Consider the following 21,628-nt stretch of genomic DNA (forward strand, 5'->3'; position numbering starts at 1 on the left):
TTATAAAAGCAAGAAAAAGCCTTCCCGTAGGGCGGAAAGGCTGTGTTTAAAAAAAGCTATTTCTGGATTAAGCTAGCATGCTCTTTTGAAGCATCGCGTCCCATTTCCTGGCAATATTCAGTTTAAATTCTGGTTCGAAGCTAAGTTCATCATCCTCATCATAAAGACAAATCTCTTTTTTACTCGCCCGATCGGTTATTTCCAGCTGAAGGCTGAGGTGAAGGACCTTTTGCTTTTTAAGATTGTCGAAAGTTTCAGGTAAATGATTCACATTGAGACCTGCTTTTTTCACTTTTTTCAGGTCGATGATATCATAGTCAGAACGTTCTTTCATATTGGCGACCAGGAATTTTTTGCCAGCCGAATCCAGCCCAAGGGCCAGTGGAGGATGGAATTCCAAGGTGTCCAGTTTCAGATTATTTTCTGAAGCGATCTTTTGAATGAATTTTTTGTCCCTTGTATCTTCAAGGTGTTTATCGATTAAAATATAAATAACGGGTACCACGAAGCTCGCTAACAGCAGTACACCGATAGCTAATGAATAAATATCCATTTTTAATAAAATTTAGGTGAATGAATGGCTGATCCTGCCTCGATTGGCAAGGTTGGCGGTAAAAATCCAAAAGTATGCCTGGGATCACCAGAAAAAATGGAAGGGGAAGATCTGCCGGTACAGAATCTGCTTGTTGCTCGCAGCCGAAATTTGAGCTTTTGATGTTTCCTTTTTTAACTCAGGATAAGAGTCGGTTACAGAAAAAGAAGTCTGTAATTTAAATTCTGAAATTGGTTCTTCTTCAGCTTTTTGAAGCAGGCTATCCTCGTTCAGGTTTTTTGGAAGAAAGATTTTGGAGGGAGCTGACTTAAAAGTATCGCTCTCGGCTTGATAAAAATCGCTACTCTGCGTGTTTTCCGAAGCGAAAATTGAGCAGCCTGCCAGCATGAATACCAGCAAAAACAGCAGTTTCGAAAAACTATAAGCAGAATTTTTCACAACCTAAATGTATAAAGGAAGTGGATTCGAAATTTAAAATTTTAGTTATTTTTTTAGGTCTCAGGAAATTATTTTTACCGCCTCTTTTGCGAAATAACTGGCGATCAAACTCGCCCCTGCCCGTTTGATGGCAGTAAGCTGTTCCAGTACAACGGCATCATGATCCAGCCAGCCTTTTTCGGCAGCTGCCTTGATCATCGCGTATTCCCCGCTTACCTGGTAAACCGCCACCGGCACGTTCACCACGTTCCTGATATCCCTTACGATATCCAGGTAACATAAGCCGGGTTTTACCATTACGATATCGGCTCCCTCTTCAATATCCATCAGGGTTTCCTTAACAGCTTCCTCGCGGTTGGCGGGATCCATCTGGTAGGTTTTCTTATCTTTTGGTATATTTTGAGCATCTACGGGTGCGGAATCCAGGGCATCGCGGAAAGGTCCGTAGAAGGCAGAAGCGTATTTGGCACTATAACTCATGATCCCGGTATCGTGAAATCCTTCATCTTCCAATAGACTTCGAATTTCGAAGATTCTACCATCCATCATATCTGAAGGCGCGACGAAATCGGCACCGGCTTTTGCATGGGAAAGAGATATTTCAGCTAAAACGGCAGCAGTGTCATCATTCAGAATTTTCCCGTCATCGATGATCCCATCATGTCCGAATTTTGAATAGGGATCCAGAGCCACGTCGGTCATCACGATCATTTCTGGCACCGCATTTTTGATGGTTTTAACCGCCCGCTGCATCAAACCTTCCGGGTTAATAGCTTCCTTTCCGGCATTGTCTTTAAGCTCTTCAGAAACCTTTACGAAGAGAAGAACCGATCTCAATCCTAAACTCCATAGTTCTTTCACCTCTTTTTCGATCAGGTCCAGGCTGTACCGGTAATATCCAGGCATCGAATTGATCTCATCTTTTACGTTCTTGCCTTCAACGATGAACAAAGGCACTATAAAATCATTAGGTGAAATGGAAGTTTCCCTTACCATAGATCGAATGGCTTCGTTTGTTCGTAATCTTCGGTTTCTTCTAAGCATTTTTGTTAGATTTTAATTTATCAGATACTTTATACAGTCTTCAACTTACAGCTTAGCACTTACAGCTGAAAGCTATTTTCATACCCACTCCCGGGGATTCTCAAGCACTTCAAGTAATTTTTCTTCTTCACTTCCCGGTTCCGGATGGTGATCGTAAACCCACTGAACATGGGGCGGAAGACTCATCAGGATGCTCTCGACGCGGCCATTGGTCTTTAATCCGAATAAAGTGCCCTTGTCGTGTACTAAATTGAACTCCACATACCGGCCTCTTCGAATTTCCTGCCAGTTCCTGTTGGCTTCGGTGTAAGGCATGTCCTTCCGTTTCTGAACGATCGGGATATAGGCTAATAAGAAAGAATCGCCTACATCAGTCACGAAATCATACCAGTCTTCGATCTTCATCCTATCATCTTCCTTCAGGTAATCAAAGAATAAACCACCAATACCACGGGCTTCATTTCTGTGGGAATTCCAGAAATATTCGTCACACTTCTTTTTATATTCCGAATAGAACGAAAATCCATGCGGATTACAGGCCTTTTTCGATACCTGGTGAAAATGCCGGGCATCTTCCTCGAATAAATAATAGGGAGTAAGATCCTGGCCGCCACCAAACCACTGATCGATCACCGTACCGTCTTTTTCATACATCTCAAAATACCTCCAGTTGGCGTGAACGGTTGGAACCATTGGGTTTTGGGGGTGGAGTACCAGGCTGAGTCCGCAGGCGAAAAAGTCCACATCGCCCACCTTGAAATATTTTTGCATTGCAGGTGCAAGCGGCCCATGCACTGCTGAAATGTTCACACCGCCTTTCTCAAAAACCTTCCCATTTTCAATGACACGAGTTCTTCCGCCACCTCCTTCTTCGCGTTTCCAAATGTCCTGGCGAAATTTGGCCTTTCCGTCTATTTCTTCAAGCCTTGAAGTTATCTTATCCTGAAGTTGTTCAATATATTTATAAAAACGTTCTTTCATTTCTAAGTTTTCTCGATATGCACCAGCCCTTCAACTTTTGAATTTATCCCCGAAATACCTTTTACAGCCCTCGAATTTTCAGCCATTTTGAGCAGGATTTCAAAAATATCCCCGGTGCTATCCTTCAAAAATAACTTTCTTCCAACCGCATTATTGTGCAGGTCCATTTTCCGTTCTATTTCAGAATTTGGAGCCAGCTCTTCATGAAGGCTGGTCAGTTTTTCAGCCCATGCGGCAGCTTCTTCCTTCGAAATTCCCTGTTCAAAACAGCTTTCACAGATCAGGTAATTCCAGAGAGCATGCCTTACCGCATTGGCTCTTGAATTCCCGTGATGTTCCTTTCCGAAGTTATCATCGCAGAATTCCAGCGTTCTTTCGGTGGCCCTGTAGGTCGGTAAAATAAGAAGTGGCCTCGAAATGCCTAATCTCACCAGGTGTTTTAACTCGGAGAGCTTCAGCTTCCTAAACCGCTTCCAGATCATTTTAACGATACTCCTTCACAGCGTCCACAAAAGCCCTGGCGTTTTCTACCGGGATATCTGGAAGAATTCCGTGCCCAAGGTTCGCGATATAGCGATCCTTGCCGAAAGCATTGATCATATCATGCACCATATACCTGATCTCCTGTGGCTTTGAATAGAGCCTTGCCGGATCAAAATTACCCTGAAGAGTGATCTGCCCTCCACTTAGATATCTTGCGTTTCTGGCTTCACAGGTCCAGTCAACTCCAAGAGCCGAAGCACCGCTTTGAGACATTTGCTTCAGTGCGAACCAGCAGCCTTTACCATAAGCGATAACCGGCACCTCATCTTTTAGTGCTGTAATGATCTGCTGCATATATTTCCACGAGAATTCCTGGTAATCCTTTGGTTCCAGTAGACCTCCCCATGAATCAAAAAGCTGAACCGCATCCACTCCGGCTTTCACCTTTTCTTTAAGGTACGCGATGGTGGTATCGGTGATCTTCTGAAGCAGCCTGTGAGCAGCAATAGGTTCTGAAAAACAGAACTTCTTGGCCTTATCAAAATTCTTGGAACCCTGTCCCTGTACCAGGTAGCATAAAATGGTCCATGGTGATCCTGCAAAACCGATTAGCGGAACCTCGTCATTCAATTCCTGCTTGGTCATTTTGATCGCCTGGAAGACATAATCCAATTCTTCTTTTACGTCCGGTACGATCACCTCGTCCACCTTTTTTGCGGTTTTGATAGGGTTTGGAACCCATGGGCCAACTCCTGGTTTCATTTCGATCTCCACCTGCATGGCCTGAGGCACTACAAGTATGTCGCTGAAAAGGATCGCGGCATCGGGACCGATCTGTCTGATTGGCATCACGGTAATTTCGGTGGCCAGTTCGGGAGTTCTGCAGCGGGTGAAGAAATCATATTTTTCCTTCAGCTTCATGAAATCTGGCAAATATCTCCCTGCCTGTCTCATCATCCATACCGGAGGCCGCTCCACGCTTTCTCCTTTTAATGCTTTCAATAACAGATCGTTCTTTATCATCTTGTCTTATTTTTGATCAGTTGGCCTGATAAATTTAATTCGTTTTAAAATGTGATACCAGCCTGGCAACTAAGTTTTCAATACTGGGCCTGGAGGCGATCACGATATCTTTTGTGTGTTTTCTGGCTTCGGCGGCCGTGGTCTCTCCAATGCAAAAAGCGGTGGTGTCCAGCTTGTTCTTTTTGGTGAATGATTTCACCGCACTCGGACTAAGAAACAGAATGCCATCGAATTCTGAATGAAATTGCCTGAAATTTAACGTTGTTTTATAGACTTCGGTTTCTGTGAGTTTAACCTGGTTTTCCTTCAAAATTGCTGGCAATTCGTCCCTTCTTTTGTTTCCGCAGAAAAAATGAAAATGCTTTTCAGCATGTTTTTCTACCAGTAGTTTGCCCAGTTCCTGTCCGTTATCGGCTGTCTCTGCAACATGAAATCCTTTGGCTATCAGAAGCTCTGCCGTTTTTTCCCCTACGCAATAGCAGTTTTCAATTTTAAGCCCTTTTTTCTCAATAGCTCTAACCGCATTCTTACTGGTGAAAATCACATTTTTGAGGTTCTTTTCCGGTAGCTGAAAATCGATGAATTCGATCTGAATGGAATCATATTCCACGAGACCGATGCCAGCATTCAGCAATAATTCCTTTTGATTTGGAGCAAGCTTACGGGTAGCAAGAACAGTAGGCATCTCCTAATTATTTAAGATGCTTTTGATGTGGGTCATCAGTTCCTTTCCGCCGTTTTCCAGTATATGTTCTGCGCAGGAAATTCCGAAATCCTCAATTTGGTCAATAGAAACACTTCTTTCTACTTCGATCTTCTGCTTTCCATCCAGGCTGAAAAGCGCTCCCTTAAAATGCAGTTCGTCTTTGTGAATCCTGGCTAGAGCACCAATTGGTGCGGTACAACCACCTTCCAGTTTTCTTAGAAATTGCCGCTCTACATGGACTTCGATCCCTGAATTCCTGTGATGCAGTCCGGCAAGAGCCTTTCTGCAATGATTATCCTCTTCCATGGCAACGATTAGCATGGCTCCCTGGGCGGGTGCCGGGATCATCCAGTCGAGATCTATAAAATTATGGGGTTTTATATCGATTCGTTCCAGTCCGGCTGCCGCAAAGATGGCACCATTCCAGTCACTGGCTTCGAGTTTTTGCATCCTGGTGTTCACATTCCCCCTTAGATCCACCACCTTATGGCCGGGATGCCTGTGCAGCCATTGAGCTTTACGCCTCAGGCTTCCGGTTGCAATGGTGCCGCTTTCTGAATCCAGGAAATCCAGTCCTTTATGGATCAAAATATCTTTGGTGTTGGCTCTTTTCATGACCGCACCTTCAACGATGCCTTTAGGAAGGGCAGTGGGCACGTCTTTCATCGAGTGAACGGCAATATCCACTTCACCTTTTATCATGGCCACATCCAGCGTCTTGGTAAAGATCCCTGTAATGCCCATTTCATATAATGGCTGGTCGAGATTAAGATCGCCGGTTGATTTAACAGGAACCAGTTCGGTTTTGTGACCGGTTTTTTCCAGAGCGTTTTGAACGGTCGTGGCCTGCCAAAGGGCTAATTCACTGTCCCGGGTGCCTATTCTTATGGTTCTGCTCATTTGCTGAGCTCTTCTAGCTGAAACATCTTCTGTATTAGCTCGAGGCTTTCATCGGTAGTTTCTGAATCTTCCTTAAGATGATTCGCGAAGTGTTTCATTATTTTCTGAATGATCCTGTTGCTTACGATCTCGGCCTGTTCATCATTGAATCCTGAAATTTTTTTACGCTGAAAATCAAGTTCGGCGTCTTTCATAGTTTTCAGCTTTTTCTTTAAAGCCTTAATGGTTGGCGCAAATTTGCGGGTTTCCAGCCATCGGTTGAAATCGCCTTCCACTTCATCAATGATGCTTTTAGCCTGCGGAATGAATTGCTTGCGACGCTCCAGGGTCTCATCGGTCATTTGTGAAAGATGATCAAGGTGGATCAGTTTCACATTTTCCAGTTCCTGCACATCGTCTGAAACGTTCTTCGGAATGGAAAGATCCAAAATCAGCAATTCCTTCTTTGGGTAGATCAATTCCTTTGAAATGGTAGGATTATGAGCGCCAGTGGCTACAATAAGAATATCGCTGTTGCGAATTTCGGCTTGTAGATCGGCATAATCCTTCACGATCAAATTGAACTTCCCGGCAATCTTTTCAGCCTTGCCTTTTGTTCTGTTAATAAGGGTGATATGATTGTTCCTGGTGTGTTTTACCAGGTTTTCGCAGGTATTGCGGCCAATCTTTCCAGTCCCAAACAGCAAAATATTCTTTTCTGAAACATCCTTGATGTTATTCAGAATATATTGAACAGAAGCAAATGAAACCGAAGTAGCTCCACTTGAGATCTCTGTCTCGTTCTTGATGCGCTTGCTGGCCTGTATCACGGCATTAACCAGTCTTTCTAAAAAGGCATTCACAAGTCCCAGTTTTTTGGACCTGATAAAGGCAGTCTTAAGCTGACTGATGATCTCAAAATCCCCAAGGATCTGGCTGTCCAGGCCGGTTCCAACCTTGAAAATATGTGAAATAGCCTGGTTGTTCTTATATACATAAGCTACCTTTTCGAATTCCTCAACGGTTCCGTGGGTGTGTTCGCAAAGAAGCTTGATTAGCTGAAAGGGGTGCTGTGCAAAACCATAGATCTCTGTACGGTTACAGGTTGAGGTGACCAGAATTGCATCTATGCCCTCTTCCTTAGCCTGTTGCAGCAATCTCACTTTAGAATCCTCATCTAAACTAAAGTGACCTCTGATCTCTGCATCAGCCTTCTTGTAGCTTAATCCTATGGTGTAGAAATGTTTTCCTCTCGAAATGTGATAATCTTCCATGTATCTATTTGTGGATACGGTGGCAAAAATAATGTAAGTGAAAATGAAAAAGTAACGCTGGAAGCACTAAATATGTCGATATATGATAAATATCATCTAAAAGGGCCTAAAAATAACAAAATAAGCTACTTTTGTAGTGCTTATGCCGGTTTCGGAAGGATTAGTTTAGACTCATTCTAAATAAATAAATTGTTTTGATGATGGAAGATGATTTAAAAAATAACGCTGTAAGTATTTCTGAAGAGATAAAAGTAGAAGATGGATTTTATATCCTGAAGTTTCAGAATGATACCAATTCTACTAAGCTCATGTCTCGCGACATCGACAATAGTTTCATTCAATTTCACTTCAGCGTAAAGGGAAACAGCAAATTTCTTTTCAATAATGGCTCATATGAATTGCCGCTTTCCGAAGAGAATTCACTGCTATTATATAACCCGCAACGGGATCTGCCGTTGAATGTATCGCTCGAGGCCGATACCTGGCTTATTTCACTGGTGATCTCCATTAAGAAATTTCATGCCCTTTTCTCACAGGAAGCCGATTATATCACCTTCCTCAGTGAAGAGAACCGGGATAAGAAATATTATAAGGACTCTCCCGTTTCGCCTTCGATGGCGATCGTGCTCAACCAGTTGATGAATTTCAGTTTAACGCCGAGTATCAAGAATTTATATTTCCGGGCGAAGGCTTACGAATTGCTGAGCCTTCATTTTAATAAAGCGGAAAATCCTGACCTGGAACAGTGTCCATTCCTGAGCGATGAAGAGAACATTAAAAAGATCAGGAAAGCCAAGGACATCGTTATCGCGCGAATGGCTGAACCGCCATCCCTACAGGAGCTGGCAGATGAAATTGGTCTTAGTTTGAAAAAGCTCAAGGAAGGTTTTAAGCAGATCTATGGTGATTCTGTTTATAGTTTCCTGTTCGATTATAAAATGGAATACGCCAGGAAATTGCTGGAAACTGGAGAATATAATGTGAATGAAGTTGGCCTGAAGGTAGGTTACAGTACGGCCAGTCATTTTATAGCCGGATTCAAAAAGAAATTCGGCACCACTCCAAAGAAATATACGCTCTCTGTAAATTAAAGTTTTTCTAATGAGGATATTCTGTTCACTACTTTTTTGCCTTTTATTTTCCCTTGTTACTTTCGCACAGAAAAATGTTCTGGTATTTCATGAAACCAAGGGATACAGGCATGCCTCGATAGAAACCGGGATTCAGGCCATTCAGCAGCTGGGTAACGAAATGGATTTTAAGACTACGGTGAGTAATGACAGCCGGTTCTTCCTGGAAAATGATCTCGCTCAGATCGATCTTATCATTTTTCTGAGTACGACCGGGGATATTTTTGATAAAGAAGAAGAATTGGTCTTTGAGAATTATATCGAAAAAGGAGGGAATTTCTTCGGAATACATGCCGCAGCAGATACCGAATATGACTGGCCTTTCTACGGAAGGCTTGTTGGGGCTTATTTTGAAAGTCATCCCGAAATTCAGCCTGCAGAAATTGAAGTGGTAATGCCGGAGCATTTTACGGTGGAACATTTGCCGGAAACCTGGAAGCGCACGGATGAGTGGTATAATTATAAAAATATCAGGCCCGATCTTCATGTTCTGTTAAAACTGAACGAAGAAAGTTATAAAGGCGGAAAGAATGGTGAAGACCATCCAATTGCCTGGTACCAGGACCTGATTGGCGGCGGGAAGGCTATCTATACCGGCGGCGGGCATACTGCCGAGTCTTATTCAGAACCGAATTTCAGGGAGCATGTGAAACGCTGTATAGACTTTGCATTGTTTCAGTAGTCAAATAATTATTAGGCCATAGAAAACTCCGATACAAGAACTGTTTTCAGATTGTGTAGGAATAGTATTTTTGAGTTGAAAAAGAAAAATTATGAGTAAAGGTGTACTACTTGTAAATCTGGGTTCACCAGACAGTACCGATCCTAAAGATGTAAAACGATACCTTGGTGAATTCCTGATGGATGAGCGGGTGATCGATGTGCCATATTGGGCGAGAACCCTGCTGGTTAAGGGCATCGTGTTGAATACCCGCCCCAAGAAGTCGGCAGAAGCTTACCAGAAGATCTGGTGGGAGGAAGGTTCACCTTTAATTGTATTATCTGAAAGACTGCAGTCCAAAATCGATGACCATACCTCAGTTCCCATCGGGCTGGCGATGCGTTATGGTAGTCCGAGTATTATGGATGGCCTACAGGAACTCCATGATAAAGGTGTGGATGAGGTACTGCTTTTTCCATTATACCCGCAGTTCGCAATGGCTACTACCGAAACCATCCTGGTGCTGGCGGAAGAATTAAGGAAAAAACATTTCCCGAATATGCAGTTCACTTCGGTGCCTGCTTTTTACAATCACCCGGATTATATCCGAACCCTTGGAAATAGCATTGCCGAAAGACTGAAAGATGTAGATTACGAACACCTTCTTTTCTCTTATCACGGGGTGCCGGAAAGGCACATCCGCAAAAGCGATATCACCAATTCGCATTGTAAAATAGATGGCTCCTGTTGCTCAACTCCATCTACTGCACACCAGTTTTGTTACCGCCACCAGTGTTTCGAAACCACCCGCTTAACGGCTGAATATCTCGGCATGAAGCCAAATACTTACAGCGTTTCCTTTCAATCAAGATTGGGATTCGATCCATGGCTTAAACCCTATACCGATCGTACCATCGAAAGATTTGGAAAGCAGGGTATGAAAAAGCTGGCTATCGTGACACCGGCTTTTGTTTCAGATTGCCTGGAAACACTTGAGGAGATCGCCATGGAAGGGGAGGAGATCTTCCACGAAGTAGGTGGTGAAAAGTTTACCGTTGTTCCATGTCTTAATGATCGGGATGAATGGGTAAAGGTGCTATCCAGGTGGATAGACGAATGGGCCCATCAAAAGCCCGTTGAAGCCTAATGCCGGGGCACCGTTCAGCGGAATTAGGTGAAAAACCAATTGCAAAACTTCTGGTTCAGCAGGCCGTACCCGCTTCTGTGGGGATCCTGGTCATGTCGCTGAACATACTGGTAGATACCATTTTTGTTGGAAACTGGATTGGTGCGATCGCCATTGCAGCTATTAACGTGGTATTGCCGGTTTCCTTTTTTATTGCGGCACTTGGGATGGCCATCGGGATAGGTGGTTCTTCCATTATTTCAAGAGCGCTTGGAAGCGACGATAAAGCCAAAGCTTTAAAGACCTTCGGAAACCAGATCACCCTAACGCTTATATTAAGTGTAGGCCTGGTGATCCCGGGTCTATATTTCATGAATGAACTCATTCCCGCTTTCGGAGGGAAGGGAGATATCTTCGAGCCTGCTAAGATCTATTATACAATTGTCCTTTACGGAGTGCCATTCCTGGCGCTTTGTATGATGGGTAATAATGTGATACGCGCCGAAGGCAAACCCAGGTTTGCGATGATCGCCATGATCATTCCTTCAGTAGGTAATTTAATTCTGGATTATATCCTGATTTATCAGCTTGATATGGGAATGGAAGGAGCGGCCTGGGCCACGAGTGCTTCTTATGTGCTATGCTGTGGATATGTTTTCTGGTTCTTTATTTCGAAAAATTCTGAACTCAAGATCGATCTTTCTCACTTCCGTCTTGACAGGCCTATAATTAAAGAAATGTCTTCTTTAGGTACGGTCACTTTATCCCGCCAGGCGGTAGTGAGTGTCACCTATTTGTTGATGAACAATATCCTGTTTGACCTGGGAGGCGAGGATTCAGTTGCCGTATATGCGATCATTGGAAGGATGCTTATGTTCGCACTTTTCCCTGTGCTGGGAGTTACACAAGGCTTTCTGCCAATTGCCGGTTTTAATTATGGAGCCGAAAAATACGAGCGTGTCCGGAAAAGTATCAATACGGCCATTTTGTATTCCTGTGGGCTTGGCTTATTAGTCTTCCTCGGCATCATGTTCTTTGCCGAAGATATCGTCAAAATATTTACCGATAATGCCAGCGTGGTTGAAGAAACACCTTCGGCGATGAGGTGGGTGTTCGCTGCAACCCCAATAGTCGCAATTCAATTGATAGGTGCTGCCTACTTCCAGGCAATAGGAAAAGCAGTACCGGCATTCTTGCTGACGCTTTCCAGGCAGGGATTTGTATTTATCCCGCTTATCCTTATCCTGCCTTATTATTTTGGGGAGATCGGGGTCTGGGCTTCATTCCCGATCGCCGATGTGATTTCGACCATTATCACCGCCTATTTTCTGAATCGCGAGATCGTGAAAACGCTGAAATAAGCTTTTTGAGGAAAATTGAGTTAAATCCTTATCTTTAAAACCTCTCAAACAAATACTATCAATGAACAAACATTTACTTCAGCTGGCATTGTGCGCATTTATTTCAGCCACTGCCTTATTTCAGAATCAAACCTATGCCCAGAACTTTAATGAAAAACTGTATGACACGCTAGAATACAGGTTGATCGGTCCTTTTCGTGGTGGTAGAAGTGCTGCCGTTACAGGAGTACCGGGTAAACCAAACCTGTTCTATTTTGGAGCTGCCGGCGGTGGTGTTTGGAGGACCAAGGATGGAGGTAGAAGCTGGGAAAATATTTCAGACGGCTATTTTGGGGGTTCCATAGGTGCCATTGAAGTGGCAAAAGACGATCCAAATGTGATCTATGTAGGTGGCGGTGAAAAGACCGTGAGGGGAAATGTTTCTTCGGGTTATGGAGTCTGGAGAAGTGTAGATGCCGGGAAAACCTGGCAGGAGGCCGGACTTCAGCAAAGCAGGCATGTTCCTCGCCTTGTGACCCATCCAGATGATTATAATACGGTTTATGCGGCCGTCCTTGGAAATATCTATAAACCAACTGAAGAACGTGGGGTTTATAAATCTACCGATGGTGGTAAGAACTGGAAAAAAGTATTGTTCTCCAATTCACAATCGGGTGCGGTAGACCTGATCATGGATCCCAATAATCCAAGAGTTTTATATGCTTCTACCTGGAACGTTCAGCGTACACCATATAGCCTGAGCAGTGGTGGAGAAGGTTCTGCCCTTTGGAAAAGTACCGATAGCGGTGAAAGCTGGAAAGAGATCTCAAAAAATCAAGGTTTTCCAACCGATACCTTAGGGATCATTGGGGTGACGGTTTCCCCGGTTAACAGCGAACGCGTTTGGGCGATCGTTGAGAACAAGGAAAAAGGAGGAGTTTACCGAAGCGATAATGGCGGTCAAACCTGGAGCCAGGTGAATGATGACCGAAAATTGAGACAACGAGCCTGGTATTACACCCGAATTTATGCCGACCCAAAAAACGAAGATGTGGTCTACGTCCTAAACGTGGATTATCACAAAAGTACGGATGGCGGAAGAACCTTCGGCGACAATGTGGCCCCACATGGCGATCATCACGATCTTTGGATCGCTCCTGAGGATCCGCAGCGCATGATCATGGGTGACGATGGAGGAGCCCAGGTTACTTATGACGGGGGCGAAACCTGGAGTACCTACCACAACCAGCCAACTGCGCAGTTTTACCGCGTGACCACAGATAATGCATTTCCGTACCGAATTTATGCCGCCCAGCAGGATAACTCAACAGTGAGGATCAGCCATCGTACCGAAAGCGGAAGCATTAATGAAGATCACTGGGAATCGACAGCTGGAGGGGAAAGCGCCCATATCGCCGTAGATCCTGAAAATAGTGATATCGTTTACGGCGGAAGTTATGACGGATTCCTAACCCGCTACAATCACGAAACCGGGACGGTTAGAAGCGTTAGCGTCTGGCCTGATAACCCAATGGGGCATGGGGCCGAGAACCTGAAATACAGGTTCCAGTGGAACTTCCCTATTTTCTTTTCTCCGCATGATCCTGATAAGCTGTATACAGCATCGAATCATTTACATATGACCACCAATGAAGGTCAGAGCTGGGAAGAGATAAGTCCGGACCTTACCCGAAATGATAAATCCAAGCAGAAATCTTCCGGAGGGCCTATTACAAAGGACAATACTTCGGTAGAGTATTACAGCACCATATTCGCGGCAGCCGAATCTCCGGTTACTCCGGGAGTACTGTGGACAGGTAGTGATGATGGCTTAATTCATGTTTCCCGTGATGGAGGAGAGAACTGGACCAATGTTACTCCAAAGGGAATGCCTGAATGGATGATGATCAACAGCGTTGAACCTTCGGCTTTCGATGCAGGGACTGCCTATGTTGCCGGAACCCGTTATAAGCTCGGCGATTTTGCTCCGTACTTATATAAGACCAGCGATTATGGAAAGAGCTGGAAAAAGATCACCAACGGTATCGCTTCTGAACATTTCACAAGAGTATTGAGAGAAGATCCAAAACAGAAAGGTTTGCTTTATGCAGGTACCGAAACCGGGATGTACATCTCTTTTGATGATGGTGCTAACTGGAGGTCTTTTCAGCTGAATCTGCCTATCGTTCCAATCACTGACCTGGCTGTTAAACAGAATAACCTTATCGTAGCTACTCAGGGTAGAAGTTTATGGATCATAGATGACCTGTCGCTTCTTCACCAGCTTTATGAGCTAGATGGAAATGCCGAAAATGTATTGTTTCAGCCGAAGGATACTTACAGGCTGGATGGCTATTCGAGGAAATCGAATTCGGCAGGAACCAATCATCCTTCAGGAGTGATCACTTATTTCCACCTCGAAGATCCTTCAGAAAAAGAAGTGAAATTGAGCTACCTGGATTCCAATAATGATACCATTCAATCTTTCAGCACTTCATCTGATAAGAATAAGCTGAAAGTCAACAAAGGTGCCAATATGCACACCTGGGATATGAAAGGTAAGGGCGCCGAAAGACTGGACGGTATGATCCTTTGGTGGGCGAGCCTGGAAGCTCCTCAGGCGGTTCCGGGTGAATACAAGGTCGTGCTGGAAGTGGATGAAGAGGTGATGACCAAAACCTTTAACATCCTGCCAGATGAAAATGCCGAAACGGACATTGAAGGTATGAGGGAGCAATATGAATTCATCAGCGATGTGAATGCTACCGTAGACCGGGCTCATAATTCCATCAAAAAGATGCGAGATATTGATGCCCAGTTAAAGGATTTTCAGAAGCAATATAAAGGGAATCCACAGGTACAGCCATTGATCGAAAAAGCCAAAGGCCTGAGCGAGGAACTGTCTGAGATCGAGAACGCGCTTTACCAAACTAAAAATCAGAGCAGGCAGGATCCGTTGAACTTCCCGATCAAGCTTACCAATAAACTGGCGCATTTGAATGCCCTCGTTGGGATGGATGATTTTCCACCAACCGAGCAGGATATCGCGGTAAAAAATGAACTTACCGCCGAGATCAATGCTGAACTGGAGAAGTTCGATGCCCTTCTTTCAAAAGAAGTAAAGGAATTTAACCGTGAATTCAACGAACTGGATCTGAATTACCTGTTCGTGGAAGCTGAAAAGGAGTAATGGAATATTACAATTATATCAAGGCCCTGCATCTCATCTTTGTGATCACCTGGTTTGCAGGGCTTTTTTACATTCCCAGGCTTTTTGTTTACCAGATCGAAGCCTTTCAGAAGAAAGAGCCCGAAAAAAGCATTCTGGGTGAACAGCTTAAACTGATGGCCAAACGGCTTTGGTTTATCATAACCTGGCCCTCGGCGATCCTGGCGAGTATTTTTGCCTTCATTTTGCTATTCATGATCCCCGAATGGTTACAACAGCCGTGGATGCATGTTAAACTTGCCTTCGTGGTGCTATTATATGCCTATCATTTTAAAACCCACCTGATCTATAAGCAGCTGCAGAACGACATTGTGAAATGGACTTCTAACCAGATGCGTATCTGGAACGAGGGCAGTACCCTTATCCTGTTCGCAGTCATCTTCCTGGTGATCGTAAGGGATGCGCTTAACTGGATCTATGGGGTTATTGGGATCTTCCTGCTGGGAATCATATTGATGCTGGGGATCAAACTTTATAAAAGAATTCGAGCAAAGAACCCTAAAGCCTGATGTGGTGCGATAATTGTAGAAATACCGGCAAGTATTAAAATATGAAACTGCTGAAGCTTTCTTTACGAACCCGGATCTTTATTTCCATGATCCTCCTGGTGCTGGGCGCCTCTATTCTTATTTTCGGGGTGACCGTTTACCAGTATAAGCAGGAAGCTGAAAGTTACCACGAGGAAAGACTGGAGCGTAAAGAAAAGGCCATTCTTGAGAACATCAATTATGTGCTATCTCAAACCACCTTCGTGATCGAAACCGAGAACCTGGAACCTATTTTCAGTACCCAGAACAAGATCAACGAGATGGCCGAGGTTCATGAAATGCAGATCCATATCTACGATCTTAATGGTGAGCTGATCATAAAATCTGACGAATCTTTCTTTCGTGATACCACCAAAACCAGGCTGGAACCTGATATATTAAAAGAACTGGCGGCTTCACCCGATAAGAGCTTTTTGAAGAAGACCGAAGTGAACGGCCAGAAATACCAGAGTGCCTATACCTACGTTCTCGATCCCAAGTTCAAGCCCCTGGCCATCATGTACCTGCCCTATTTGCAGGATGACAGCCTGTTGAACCGTGATCTGAACAATTTCCTGGTCCGCATGGCGGAAGTGTATTTGTTCATGCTGGTAATTGCCATTATTCTATCTTTCTTCCTTTCAAAATACATTACGAAATCGCTGAAGATCATTTCTGAAAAGATCAACCAGACCAGGCTTGATAAACGCAACCAGAAGATCGAGTTGTCAAATGCAACCGAAGAGATCTATGCCCTGGTTTCGGCTTATAACAGTATGATCGATGAGCTTGAGGAAAGTGCAGTGAAATTGGCAACCGGGGAGCGAGAGCAGGCCTGGAGAGAGATGGCGAAGCAGGTGGCCCACGAGATCAAGAATCCATTAACGCCAATGCGCCTTAGCGTTCAAAGTTTTCAGCGCAATTTTGATCCTAATGATCCGGAGATCAATCAAAAGGTAGATGAATACAGCAACACCTTAATAAGCCAGATAGATACGATGAGCTCGATCGCCTCGGCTTTTTCGAATTTCGCCAAAATGCCGGCCCAGCAAAATGAAACCCTGAACGTGCCGAAGATCGTAAAACTGGCGCTGGATATTTTCAATGAAAAATACATTGAATTCAAATGTGAAAAAGAAGAGATCCTTGCCAAGTTCGATCGTACTCAACTGATCAGGGTAGTCACTAACCTGGTGAAAAATGCCATTCAGGCGCTGAAAGATGTGGATAATCCGCGAATCCTTGTCGTTGTGGAAGAGGAAGAAGATCATGTGCTGGTTTCGGTTTCAGATAATGGATCGGGAATTTCAGAAGAGAATAAGGAAAAGGTTTTTGAACCTAAGTTTACCACGAAATCCAGTGGAATGGGACTGGGGCTCGCAATGGTGAAGAATATAGTTGAAACCTATAACGGCAGCATCAGTTTTGTGTCGAAACAAAATAAAGGCACTATATTTAACGTACGATTTCCAAAATAATAATTATGAGTTATCAGAACATTTCAGAACATATTGAAAATAATATTCTAACCCTGAAGATCGACAGGCCTAAAAAGCTGAACGCGCTCAACAGGGAAACCATACAGGAATTGCATGACGCTCTTAAATCGGCCAAACACGATGATGAGGTTATGCTGGTCATCCTTACCGGGAGTGGTGAAAAGGCTTTTGTGGCAGGTGCCGATATTAGTGAATTCGCCGATTACTCTCCCAAGGAAGGTAAGCGCCTTGCAGCCGACGGGCAGGAGAAACTTTTCGATTATGTAGCAAATTTTCCGAAACCTGTTATAGCTGCCATTAATGGCTTTGCACTGGGTGGAGGCTTAGAACTGGCCATGGCGGCGCACTTCAGGATCGCAAGCGAGAATGCTAAAATGGGCCTTCCGGAGGTGTCACTTGGTGTTATTCCGGGTTATGGTGGTACCCAGCGGCTTCCACAACTGGTTGGAAAAGGCAGGGCCATGGAAATGATCATGAGCGCAGGAATGATAGATGCACAGCAGGCTTTGCAATATAACCTCGTGAATCATGTAGTAGAGCAGGAAGACCTGTTGGATTTCGCAAAAGAACTAGCCGGGAAGATCATGAAGAATTCAATGGTGGCGATTTCAGCGGCGATAAGGGCTATTAATGCCAACTATGAAAAAGGAATAAACGGATTCGAGGTTGAGGTCAAGGAATTTGGACATTCCTTTGGAACCGACGATTTTAAGGAAGGTACTTCAGCCTTTTTGAATAAACGAAAGGCCGACTTTCCGGGAAAATAATAAGATCGAGCCACGTTAAATTCGTGGCTTTTCTTTTCTTAAATAAATGGAAAAATTCCTTTTAATAGGAAAAAATCCATAATTTTGAAACATGTCAATTTCAGAATTTAAGAAGGGGAGAGGTGCTCAATTGAACACGGCAAATAAATTCCATGAGCATAGCCACGAGATAAGAGATGATTTCCTTAATTATTGCGCTTCGGAAGGAGAGGAAGCCGAGGAATCACGGACTACTATCATTGAAACTTTTCCGAAGACCATCGTCAATAAAGTGACCAGTCCGGATGTGGGCCTGGAATATTCATTGAATCCGTATCAGGGTTGTGAACACGGCTGTATTTACTGCTATGCACGTAATTCCCATGAGTACTGGGGATATAGTGCGGGCCTTGACTTTGAACAAAAGATTCTTGTTAAAAGAAACGCCGTGGAACTGCTCGAGCAGAAACTTAGAAGTAAGAGCTGGAAAGCCACACCTATAGTTCTTTCGGGAAATACCGATTGTTACCAGCCTATTGAAAAGGAACTCAGGATCACCCGGAGCCTGCTTCAATGTTTTTTGAAATACAGGCACCCGGTAGGAATGATCACCAAAAATGCGCTCGTTCAGCGAGATATGGACGTACTCAGGGAACTGGCACAGGAAAACCTGGTGCATGTGAATTTGTCTATCACCTCCTTAGAGGAAAAAACAAGGAGAATCCTGGAACCCAGAACTGCAACTATAAAAAAGAGACTGGAAACGGTTGAAAAGCTTTCTACAGCTGGAATTCCGGTGAGCGTTATGATGGCTCCTATCATTCCTTCCATCAATAGCCATGAAATAATGCCTTTGGTAAAGGAGGTAGCGGAGCGGGGAGCACTGGGAGTCGGTTATACGATCGTTCGGTTGAATGGCTCTATTGGCCAGATCTTTAGTCACTGGATCAAAAAGGCGATGCCAGACAGGGCAGATAAGGTCTTGCACCAGATCCAACAGGTTCATGGTGGTAGTTTAAATGACAGCCGTTTTGGAACCCGAATGAAGGGCGAAGGGGAGTTTGCTTCCCAGGTGGCACAGCAATTTAAAATCGCCAAAAGGCTCTACTTAAAGGATCGCGAGCGCCCCCAGTTGAACTGCAAATTACACGAGGAATTTAAAGACGGCCAGATGAAACTGTTCTAGGCCTCACCATTCCATTCAGCGAAAAAATGATCCAGGTATTCTACCATAAAGGCATGACGATCTGCAGCAATTCTGCGACCTGTTTCCGTATTCATCCGGTCTTTTAACAGTAATAGTTTTTCGTAAAAGTGGTTGATAGTAGGAGCTTTTGAAGCCTTATACTCTTCTTTTGTCATGTCCAGTTTTGGTTCGATCTCGGGATCGTAAAGAGCACGGCCCTTGAACCCGCCATAATTGAAGGTTCTCGCGATACCTATGGCACCAATGGCATCGAGCCTGTCGGCATCCTGAACGATGTCCAGTTCAGTCGAACTGAAATTTCTTTCAGTATTTCCTCCTTTAAAAGAAACATTTTCGATGATCTTAACAACGTGATCTATAATAGTCGCATCTACTTTTTCAGATTTCAAAAATTCAGAAGCTATTCTGGGTCCTACAGTTTCATCGCCATCATGGAATTTCGAGTCGGCAATATCATGCAATAAAGCAGATAATTCCACCACCAGTGAATCGGCTTCCTCGCCTTCCGCTATATGACGGGCATTTGCCCACACCCGTTGAGTGTGGAACCAGTCGTGGCCTCCTTCGGCATTTTTAAGGCTGTTCTTTACAAAATCAGCCGTTTTTTTAATGATTTCCTGGGACATAGATCAGTTCTTTATATCTGCGATAATGGTTCGTTCGATCAGGGCGGCAAGGCTGGCTGCATCATTAGAACTCACTGGAACGGGTTTATGAGCTTTCAGGGAAACCTTGATCCCAAGGTCAATTGGAAAACTGCCGTGGCGGAATAATTTCCAGGAATTATTAATGCTGATGGGCACTACCACCGCGTCTGGTAATTTCTTGAACAGGACCATCATTCCGTTGGTTCTGAATTCTTTTGGCTTACCGGTGCGGCTTCTAGTACCTTCCGGAAAGATCACCGCCGACCTTTTTGTTTTTGCCAGGTAATCTCCAAATTGAGACATTTTCAGAAGCGATTCCCTTCGGTTCTTTCGGTCTATCAGAACCGAACCGCCGTGCCTGAGATTAAAACTAATACTTGGAATTCCCCTACCCAGTTCCTTCTTACTAACAAACTTTGGATGGTGTTTCCTGAAGTACCAGATTATTGGCGAAATATCATACATCCCCTGGTGATTAGCCACAAAAATAACCGGCCTGTCAAGTGGAATATGGTGTTCATTTTCAATGTGGAAGCTCGTTCCAAGCACATTAAGGCAACGCATCAGGAACCAGTTAAGAATATCCACGCTTTTCTTGTGCGCCTGGTAACCGCCCAGTTTTAAGCAGAGCCACTGTATAGGGTGGAAAACCAGCAACGTAATAAAAAAGAGAATATAGAAAATTACCGATAAAGGGTAGGAGAGGATCTTTTTCATCTTGGTTTAAAACTACAAAAATAACCAAATAGGATTTATGGCATAAAAAAGCCACGCTCTAGGCGTGGCTTCCAGTTTTTTATTTGAAAAGACCTAGCAGAACTCGTTGTAAGCTCCAATAAGGTTTTCAGCGATCATATCTGCCGGACGGCCTTCAATATGATGACGCTCTAGCATATGAACTAGTTCACCATCTTTGAAAAGAGCCATTGAAGGAGAAGATGGAGGGAATGGTACCATCATATCTCTGGCTTTTTCAGTAGCTTCTTTATCCACACCTGCAAAAACAGTAACCAGGTTATCTGGTTTTTTCGCATTCTGAAGAGAAAGTCTTGCTCCAGGACGTGCGTTGGCTGCGGCACAACCACAAACCGAATTCACCACTACCAAAGTAGTACCTTTTTTCTGCATTGCCTTTTCTACATCTTCTAAGGTATGTAACTCCTCAAAACCAATGCTGGTAAGATCTTCTCTCATTGGTTTTACTAAATCTGCTGGATACATATATGTTTTCTTTTGATTATTAAACTTAATTGAAGCACAAAGATACCAAATTATGTTCAGCTGAACATATCTCATATTACTATGTGCGAATAGGTTGAATTTATGGGCGCGAAGGCCGAATGCGATACTGGATAGAATTTTGAAAGTGTTATCTTAGCGGCTAAAGAAAATTGCCCATGATCAAATGGCTTCTCGCAATTCTGGGATATATCTATTTCCGGTTTCCCGGCGCTATACTTGGTTTTATAATAGGTTCCCTGCTGGATAATTATGTTCGGGTTTCTGGAGGCGTCTTTACTTCCATGATGGGAAATCAGCGACAGGAAGTTTCTCCCGGAGATTTTGAGCTCAATTTGCTGTCTCTTTGTTCCATCGTTATCAAGGCAGACGGAAGTGTTTCACAGACCGAACTGGATTACGTTCGTTCCTATTTTGTACAGGCCTACGGAAAGGAGAGAGCCAATGCTACTTTTAGAACCTTTAATGAAGTAGTGAAAAGCAGGCAGGTTTCGGCTTCCAAGATCTCCCGATATCTCGCTGCCAGGACTAAATATCCAACCAGGTTACAGATCATACATTTCTTATTCGGAATCGCCCAGGCAGATGGCCGGGTTAGTGATGCTGAAGCCGCGATAATCCAGGAAATAGCCGGGTATTTACAAATTGGGGCAAGGGATTTTGCCAGTATCAAGGCCATGTTCTTCAAAAAGACCGATTCGGCCTATACCATCCTGGAAATAGATAAATCGGCTACCGATGATGAGGTGAAAAAGGCCTTTCGAAAAATGGCTAAAAAATACCATCCTGATAAACTGGGACATATGGATGAAGCTTACCGTAAGGGAGCCGAAGAGAAATTTAGAAATGTACAGGAAGCCTACGACCAGATCAAAAAAGAAAGAGGTCTTTAATTT

The 21,628-nt window shown here is 43.9% G+C and carries 22 protein-coding genes; 10 read left to right on the forward strand and 12 right to left on the reverse strand.

Annotated elements, in window-relative coordinates; all coding sequences use genetic code 11:
* Window positions 1–67: 67 nt before the first annotated feature.
* From MKO06_RS05580 to hemA, 9 genes are all read right to left on the reverse strand, one after another.
* Entirely contained in the window at window positions 68–553 is a 486-nt protein-coding gene (locus MKO06_RS05580) for a hypothetical protein (RefSeq protein ID WP_241549667.1), read from the reverse strand.
* An 84-nt stretch (window positions 554–637) separates the two neighbouring features.
* A complete protein-coding gene (locus tag MKO06_RS05585; protein WP_241549668.1) occupies window positions 638–991 on the reverse strand; it encodes a hypothetical protein in 354 nt (117 codons plus the stop codon).
* 60 nt (window positions 992–1,051) lie between these two features.
* Window positions 1,052–2,035 (reverse strand): porphobilinogen synthase, encoded by a 984-nt coding sequence (hemB, locus tag MKO06_RS05590; RefSeq protein ID WP_241549669.1) that lies wholly within the window; start codon window positions 2,033–2,035, stop codon window positions 1,052–1,054.
* Between the two features lie 78 nt (window positions 2,036–2,113).
* Entirely contained in the window at window positions 2,114–3,016 is a 903-nt protein-coding gene (gene hemF / locus MKO06_RS05595) for an oxygen-dependent coproporphyrinogen oxidase (RefSeq protein ID WP_241549670.1), read from the reverse strand.
* Between the two features lie 2 nt (window positions 3,017–3,018).
* Window positions 3,019–3,447, reverse strand: coding sequence for a DUF6973 domain-containing protein (locus MKO06_RS05600; protein WP_241549671.1), 429 nt, complete (start codon window positions 3,445–3,447; stop codon window positions 3,019–3,021).
* A gap of 52 nt (window positions 3,448–3,499) precedes the next feature.
* The gene (hemE, locus tag MKO06_RS05605; protein WP_241549672.1) at window positions 3,500–4,522 is read right to left on the reverse strand and encodes a uroporphyrinogen decarboxylase; all 1,023 of its coding nucleotides are present in this window, start codon (window positions 4,520–4,522) and stop codon (window positions 3,500–3,502) included.
* Window positions 4,523–4,556: 34 nt separating this feature from the next.
* On the reverse strand, window positions 4,557–5,207 hold the full coding sequence (locus tag MKO06_RS05610; RefSeq protein ID WP_241549673.1) for a uroporphyrinogen-III synthase: 651 nt from the start codon (window positions 5,205–5,207) through the stop codon (window positions 4,557–4,559).
* A 3-nt stretch (window positions 5,208–5,210) separates the two neighbouring features.
* Window positions 5,211–6,128, reverse strand: coding sequence for a hydroxymethylbilane synthase (gene hemC / locus MKO06_RS05615; protein ID WP_241549674.1), 918 nt, complete (start codon window positions 6,126–6,128; stop codon window positions 5,211–5,213).
* Window positions 6,125–7,381, reverse strand: a complete 1,257-nt coding sequence (hemA, locus tag MKO06_RS05620) for a glutamyl-tRNA reductase (protein ID WP_241549675.1) — start codon at window positions 7,379–7,381, stop codon at window positions 6,125–6,127. The genes hemC and hemA overlap by 4 nt, the downstream gene beginning before the upstream one ends.
* Before the next feature lie 200 nt (window positions 7,382–7,581).
* Between hemA and MKO06_RS05625 the strand changes: the two genes are divergently transcribed.
* From MKO06_RS05625 to MKO06_RS05665, 9 genes are all read left to right on the forward strand, one after another.
* Entirely contained in the window at window positions 7,582–8,472 is an 891-nt protein-coding gene (locus MKO06_RS05625) for an AraC family transcriptional regulator (RefSeq protein WP_241551029.1), read from the forward strand.
* A gap of 10 nt (window positions 8,473–8,482) precedes the next feature.
* Complete coding sequence (locus MKO06_RS05630) at window positions 8,483–9,193, forward strand: ThuA domain-containing protein (RefSeq protein WP_241549676.1); 711 nt, start codon at window positions 8,483–8,485, stop codon at window positions 9,191–9,193.
* A 91-nt stretch (window positions 9,194–9,284) separates the two neighbouring features.
* The gene (gene hemH / locus MKO06_RS05635; RefSeq protein ID WP_241549677.1) at window positions 9,285–10,319 is read left to right on the forward strand and encodes a ferrochelatase; all 1,035 of its coding nucleotides are present in this window, start codon (window positions 9,285–9,287) and stop codon (window positions 10,317–10,319) included.
* Window positions 10,319–11,659, forward strand: a complete 1,341-nt coding sequence (locus MKO06_RS05640; protein WP_241549678.1) for an MATE family efflux transporter — start codon at window positions 10,319–10,321, stop codon at window positions 11,657–11,659. Before hemH ends, MKO06_RS05640 begins: the two co-directional genes overlap by 1 nt.
* A gap of 61 nt (window positions 11,660–11,720) precedes the next feature.
* Complete coding sequence (locus tag MKO06_RS05645) at window positions 11,721–14,828, forward strand: VPS10 domain-containing protein (RefSeq protein WP_241549679.1); 3,108 nt, start codon at window positions 11,721–11,723, stop codon at window positions 14,826–14,828.
* Window positions 14,828–15,376 (forward strand): CopD family protein, encoded by a 549-nt coding sequence (locus MKO06_RS05650; RefSeq protein WP_241549680.1) that lies wholly within the window; start codon window positions 14,828–14,830, stop codon window positions 15,374–15,376. Before MKO06_RS05645 ends, MKO06_RS05650 begins: the two co-directional genes overlap by 1 nt.
* Window positions 15,377–15,417: 41 nt before the next feature.
* Entirely contained in the window at window positions 15,418–16,872 is a 1,455-nt protein-coding gene (locus MKO06_RS05655; RefSeq protein WP_241549681.1) for a sensor histidine kinase, read from the forward strand.
* A 5-nt stretch (window positions 16,873–16,877) separates the two neighbouring features.
* Window positions 16,878–17,660: an enoyl-CoA hydratase/isomerase family protein gene (locus tag MKO06_RS05660; protein ID WP_241549682.1), complete on the forward strand. Its 783-nt coding sequence runs from the start codon at window positions 16,878–16,880 to the stop codon at window positions 17,658–17,660.
* Window positions 17,661–17,751: 91 nt separating this feature from the next.
* Complete coding sequence (locus MKO06_RS05665) at window positions 17,752–18,825, forward strand: PA0069 family radical SAM protein (RefSeq protein WP_241549683.1); 1,074 nt, start codon at window positions 17,752–17,754, stop codon at window positions 18,823–18,825.
* On the opposite strand, the gene MKO06_RS05670 is transcribed toward MKO06_RS05665, so the two are convergent.
* The 3 genes from MKO06_RS05670 to MKO06_RS05680 all read right to left on the reverse strand — a co-directional run bounded on the left by MKO06_RS05670 (window position 18,822) and on the right by MKO06_RS05680 (window position 20,714).
* The gene (locus MKO06_RS05670; RefSeq protein ID WP_241549684.1) at window positions 18,822–19,472 is read right to left on the reverse strand and encodes an HD domain-containing protein; all 651 of its coding nucleotides are present in this window, start codon (window positions 19,470–19,472) and stop codon (window positions 18,822–18,824) included. The genes MKO06_RS05665 and MKO06_RS05670 overlap by 4 nt on opposite strands.
* 3 nt (window positions 19,473–19,475) lie before the next feature.
* Complete coding sequence (locus MKO06_RS05675; protein ID WP_241549685.1) at window positions 19,476–20,210, reverse strand: lysophospholipid acyltransferase family protein; 735 nt, start codon at window positions 20,208–20,210, stop codon at window positions 19,476–19,478.
* A 93-nt stretch (window positions 20,211–20,303) separates the two neighbouring features.
* The gene (locus MKO06_RS05680; RefSeq protein ID WP_241549686.1) at window positions 20,304–20,714 is read right to left on the reverse strand and encodes a BrxA/BrxB family bacilliredoxin; all 411 of its coding nucleotides are present in this window, start codon (window positions 20,712–20,714) and stop codon (window positions 20,304–20,306) included.
* Between the two features lie 176 nt (window positions 20,715–20,890).
* Between MKO06_RS05680 and MKO06_RS05685 the strand changes: the two genes are divergently transcribed.
* Window positions 20,891–21,625: a tellurite resistance TerB family protein gene (locus MKO06_RS05685; RefSeq protein ID WP_241549687.1), complete on the forward strand. Its 735-nt coding sequence runs from the start codon at window positions 20,891–20,893 to the stop codon at window positions 21,623–21,625.
* Window positions 21,626–21,628: the final 3 nt, after the last annotated feature.

The organism is Christiangramia oceanisediminis, assembly GCF_022570735.2.
Taxonomy (GTDB): domain Bacteria; phylum Bacteroidota; class Bacteroidia; order Flavobacteriales; family Flavobacteriaceae; genus Christiangramia; species Christiangramia oceanisediminis.

Coding starts and splice junctions, on each gene's coding strand:
- MKO06_RS05580 (WP_241549667.1), bottom strand. CDS start 553: ATGGATATTTATTCATTAGCTATCGGTGTACTGCTGTTAGCGAGCTTC.
- hemB (WP_241549669.1), bottom strand. CDS start 2,035: ATGCTTAGAAGAAACCGAAGATTACGAACAAACGAAGCCATTCGATCT.
- hemF (WP_241549670.1), bottom strand. CDS start 3,016: ATGAAAGAACGTTTTTATAAATATATTGAACAACTTCAGGATAAGATA.
- hemE (WP_241549672.1), bottom strand. CDS start 4,522: ATGATAAAGAACGATCTGTTATTGAAAGCATTAAAAGGAGAAAGCGTG.
- MKO06_RS05610 (WP_241549673.1), bottom strand. CDS start 5,207: ATGCCTACTGTTCTTGCTACCCGTAAGCTTGCTCCAAATCAAAAGGAA.
- hemC (WP_241549674.1), bottom strand. CDS start 6,128: ATGAGCAGAACCATAAGAATAGGCACCCGGGACAGTGAATTAGCCCTT.
- hemA (WP_241549675.1), bottom strand. CDS start 7,381: ATGGAAGATTATCACATTTCGAGAGGAAAACATTTCTACACCATAGGA.
- MKO06_RS05625 (WP_241551029.1), top strand. CDS start 7,582: ATGGAAGATGATTTAAAAAATAACGCTGTAAGTATTTCTGAAGAGATA.
- MKO06_RS05630 (WP_241549676.1), top strand. CDS start 8,483: ATGAGGATATTCTGTTCACTACTTTTTTGCCTTTTATTTTCCCTTGTT.
- hemH (WP_241549677.1), top strand. CDS start 9,285: ATGAGTAAAGGTGTACTACTTGTAAATCTGGGTTCACCAGACAGTACC.
- MKO06_RS05640 (WP_241549678.1), top strand. CDS start 10,319: ATGCCGGGGCACCGTTCAGCGGAATTAGGTGAAAAACCAATTGCAAAA.
- MKO06_RS05645 (WP_241549679.1), top strand. CDS start 11,721: ATGAACAAACATTTACTTCAGCTGGCATTGTGCGCATTTATTTCAGCC.
- MKO06_RS05650 (WP_241549680.1), top strand. CDS start 14,828: ATGGAATATTACAATTATATCAAGGCCCTGCATCTCATCTTTGTGATC.
- MKO06_RS05655 (WP_241549681.1), top strand. CDS start 15,418: ATGAAACTGCTGAAGCTTTCTTTACGAACCCGGATCTTTATTTCCATG.
- MKO06_RS05660 (WP_241549682.1), top strand. CDS start 16,878: ATGAGTTATCAGAACATTTCAGAACATATTGAAAATAATATTCTAACC.
- MKO06_RS05665 (WP_241549683.1), top strand. CDS start 17,752: ATGTCAATTTCAGAATTTAAGAAGGGGAGAGGTGCTCAATTGAACACG.
- MKO06_RS05670 (WP_241549684.1), bottom strand. CDS start 19,472: ATGTCCCAGGAAATCATTAAAAAAACGGCTGATTTTGTAAAGAACAGC.
- MKO06_RS05675 (WP_241549685.1), bottom strand. CDS start 20,210: ATGAAAAAGATCCTCTCCTACCCTTTATCGGTAATTTTCTATATTCTC.
- MKO06_RS05680 (WP_241549686.1), bottom strand. CDS start 20,714: ATGTATCCAGCAGATTTAGTAAAACCAATGAGAGAAGATCTTACCAGC.
- MKO06_RS05685 (WP_241549687.1), top strand. CDS start 20,891: ATGATCAAATGGCTTCTCGCAATTCTGGGATATATCTATTTCCGGTTT.